Source organism: Kineococcus glutinatus (genome assembly GCF_039542765.1).
In the GTDB taxonomy this organism is placed as follows: Bacteria; Actinomycetota; Actinomycetes; order Actinomycetales; family Kineococcaceae; genus Kineococcus_A; species Kineococcus_A glutinatus.
Genome location: NZ_BAABIL010000667.1, coordinates 1 through 3,515, shown reverse-complemented (window position 1 = coordinate 3,515; position 3,515 = coordinate 1). Strand labels below are relative to the sequence as shown.

The 3,515-nt window shown below is 79.4% G+C and carries 3 protein-coding genes; all 3 read right to left on the bottom strand.

Annotated features, from left to right (window positions below; genetic code table 11):
• The coding region (locus ABEB16_RS19855) for a lipid II flippase MurJ (protein WP_345713931.1) at positions 1 to 1,271 on the bottom strand (1,271 nt) is incomplete at its 3' end.
• Positions 1,268 to 2,440, bottom strand: coding sequence for a glycosyltransferase family 4 protein (locus tag ABEB16_RS19850; RefSeq protein ID WP_345713930.1), 1,173 nt, complete (start codon positions 2,438 to 2,440; stop codon positions 1,268 to 1,270). The genes ABEB16_RS19850 and ABEB16_RS19855, both read right to left, overlap by 4 nt.
• Positions 2,437 to 3,515: glycosyltransferase (locus tag ABEB16_RS19845; RefSeq protein ID WP_345713929.1), on the bottom strand; the 1,079-nt coding region annotated here is incomplete at its 5' end. The genes ABEB16_RS19845 and ABEB16_RS19850, both read right to left, overlap by 4 nt.

Here is a 3,515-nt window from a genome sequence, read left to right as displayed (position 1 = left end):
GCCACCACGGCGGTCACGAGGGCCGACAGGGACCCCGCCAGCCCGAGCACCACCGGGCCCAGCGCGTCGTGCAGGGCGGCGGTGAGGGCGACCCCGGCGGCGAGCCCGGCCACCAGCGCGCGGGCCGCCGCACCGTTGCGGTCGCGGGCGTTGAGCGCCTTCACCAGCACGTAGGCGACGACCTGCGCCCAGAAACCCACCGCGAAGCCCGCCAGGACCGGCCCCGCCGTCGCCACCGCCGCCGCGCCGAACGCGCCGTGCCCGTACAGCAGCTCCACGACGTCGGTGCTGCGCGCGGCGAGCAGCACCGAGACGGGCACCACCACCACGAGCACCGCGGGCAGCAGCCGCTCCAGGCGGGCGCGGGCGTCGGCCTCCGCACCCACCCCGAGCACGGCCAGGCCGGCGAAGCCCAGCGGCACCGCGACGAGGGCGACCCCGGTGTCGGCGACGAAGCGGGCGTAGTCGACGGCGGCGACCACCCCGGGGCCCATCGCCGAGCCGATCCGGCGCTCCACGACGACGGAGCCGTGCAGCACGACGGGCAGCAGGACCAGCGGGCGCACCCGCACCCACAGCAGCCCCAGCAGCTCCCGCACCTCCGCGCGCGCCGGGCCCGGCGGCGGCGCCGGCACCAGGCCCCGCCGCCGCAGGGACGCGGCGGCCCACGCGTGCAGCACCAGGTAGCCGGCGGTGAAGCCCCAGGCCAGCAGCACCGGCGAGGACAGCCACCACGCCAGCAGCAGCCCGCCGACGGTGCCGACGTTCTGGCCGGTGGGCCGCACGCTGGAGAGGCGGTAGGAGCCGTGCGAGGCCTCCAGGTAGCTCAGCAGCGCGAAGTGCACGTAGCTGGGGACGCCGAGCGCCATGACCTGCAGGAACGCCGCGGCCGTCGCGGCCGTCCGCGGGGCCAGGCCGGGCGCCAGCAGCGCCACCGCCTGCGGCGCGAGCAGCAGCAGGGCAGCGGCGAGGACCAGGGACAGGCCCCCCAGGACGCGGCGCACGGCGTGGAAGAGGACGGCGGCGCGCGCCGGGTCCTCGCGCAGCAGCGCGCCGTGCAGCGGCAGGAACCCCGCCACGAGGGTGTCGGCCACGAAGAAGTTGGCCGGTGACAGGGTCGCCGTCTGCGCGACGCGGGCGGCGTCCGCGGGGGCGCCGGTGCCGTAGGCGGCGGCCAGCAGCACCTCCCGCAGCAGGCCGAGGACCTTGCCGGCCAGCCCGCCCCAGAAGAGGCGCAGCACCACGAGGCGCACCGCACCGGGACCGCTCACGGCGCCGCCCGCCCGTGCAGCACCTCCGAGTACGCCTGCGCCACCCGCCGCAGGTCGTAGCGCCCCGGCAGCAGGACCGGCCGCCCCGGGCCCGGGCGGGCCACCGCCGCCGCGGCGGCCAGCGCCGCGGTGTCGGCGGCCTCGACGCGGGTCACGGCCCCCTCGGCGCCCTCGACGGGGGCCGTGGTCAGGGAGGTGATCGCCGGGGTGCCGCAGGCCAGGGACTCCAGCACGGACATCGGCAGGCCCTCGCGCCAGGGCGAGGTCAGCAGCGACACGTCGGCCGCGGCGTAGTGCGCCGGCAGGTCCTCGCGCGCCACCGGGCCGGTGAAGCGCACCCGCCGCGCCACCCCCAGCCGCGCGGCCAGCGCCCGCAGCGGGCCCTCCTGCGGGCCGCCGCCGACGACGAGCAGGTGCGGGTCCAGCCCCGGGGCGGTGAGCGCCAGGGCGTGCAGGCAGCGCACCGCCCGGTCGACGCGCTTCTGCGGGTGCAGCCGTCCCGCCGCGAGCAGCACGTGCGCCGGCGCCGGCACCCCCAGGGCGGCGCGCAGCCGCGCACCCGCCGCCGCGTCGGGGCGGAACACCCCGGTGTCCACGCCGTTGGCGAGGGTGCTCACCGGCGGCATCGCGGCCCAGCGCCCCAGCGGGAAGGAGCCCAGGGAGGCGGCCACGCTGGGCCCGACCGCCACGACGGCGTCGAAGCGCCGGTAGGAGCGCAGGTCGCGCAGCAGCCCGTGCGCGTTGCGGACCGCGGTCGCCGCCGCGCGCGGGGAGCCGCCGGCCAGCTTGGAGCGCAGCTCCATCACGGACGTGCCGTGCGCCTGCAGGACGAACCGGCTGTCCCCGCCGGCCAGGTCCAGGCAGCCGAACGCCGCCGCGCTCACCGACAGCACCGCCGAACCCGGTGCCCGGTGCAGCTCCTCGTGCAGGGCACGGCGCGAGGAGCGCCACCACGCGCGGGAGTACCGGCCCGGGGGCGCCGCGGGCAGCGCCCGCACCCGCACCCCGTCCTGCACGAACTCCGCGGGCCGGCCGGGCAGGGAGGTCGTGAGCACCACGACCGGTTCGCCCCGGGCGGCCAGGGCCCGGGAGACGTCCCAGGCGACGGACTCCATCCCGCCCGCGCGGTGGTGCGGCAGGCCCCGCGTCAGGACGACGACCCCGCTCACCGCTCCTCCCGCCGCGCGCCGCGCAGGCCGTCGAGGACGTCCTCCAGCCGGCGCGTCTGCCGCGCCGCGTCGAACGAGCCGTGCACGTGCCGGCGGCCGGCGGCGCCCAGCTCGCGGGCCAGCGCCGGCTCGTCCAGCACCCGGGCCAGCGCCGCGGCCAGGGCCGGGGGGTCCGCCTCGGGCACGAGCAGGCCCGTGACGCCGTCGACCACCGCCGAGGGGATGCCGCCGTGGGCGGTGGCGACGACCGGCCTGCCGAGCGCCCCCGCCTCCAGCAGCACCTGCCCCAGGCCCTCCTGGTCGCCGGAGGCGGCGGTGACGCTGGGCAGGCACAGCACGGCCGCGGCGGCGACCTCGGCGAGCACGCGCGGGTTGTCGAGGGCGCCGGTGAACCGCACCCGCCCGGTGATGCCCAGCTGCGCGCACATCGCCTCCAGGGCGGGGCGCAGCGGGCCGTCGCCGACGCACACCAGCCGCACGTCGCGGCCGGTGCCGGCGAGCAGCGCGACGGCGCGCAGCAGGTGCCCGGTGCCCTTCTTCTCCACCAGCCGGGCGACGTGCACGACGGTGCGCGGGTGCGGCGCCGGCGGGTCGGCGGGCACCTTCGCCAGGTCGAGCCCGAGGTGGTGGACCTGGGTGCGCCCCGCGGGGAAGCCCCGCTGCAGCAGGTGGGAGCGCAGGTGCCCGGAGACGGGCAGGAAGAGGTCGCCGTGCCGGCGCAGCCGCGGCAGCCTGCGCACGTACGTCAGCCACGACACGTGCCCGGCGCGCAGGAGGGCCGCGCGGGTCGTCGTGGCGTCGAAGCCGTGGAACACCGTGGCGAGGGGGATCCCGAGGCGCCGGGTGCTGGGCAGGGCGCAGGCGCCCTCCACCCCGAAGTGGGCCAGCACGACGTCGGCGCCCACCTCCCGCAGGACCTCCGTCAGCGGCCGCTGGACCAGGCCGCTGGCGTAGGCGGCGGCGGCCCGCGGCCCGCGGCGCCCGGCGATGCTGACGACGGGCACGCCCGCGTCGAGGCCGGCGGGCGCGGCGTCGCGGGTGACGAGCACCGGCTCGTAGCGGGCGAAGCTGCGCG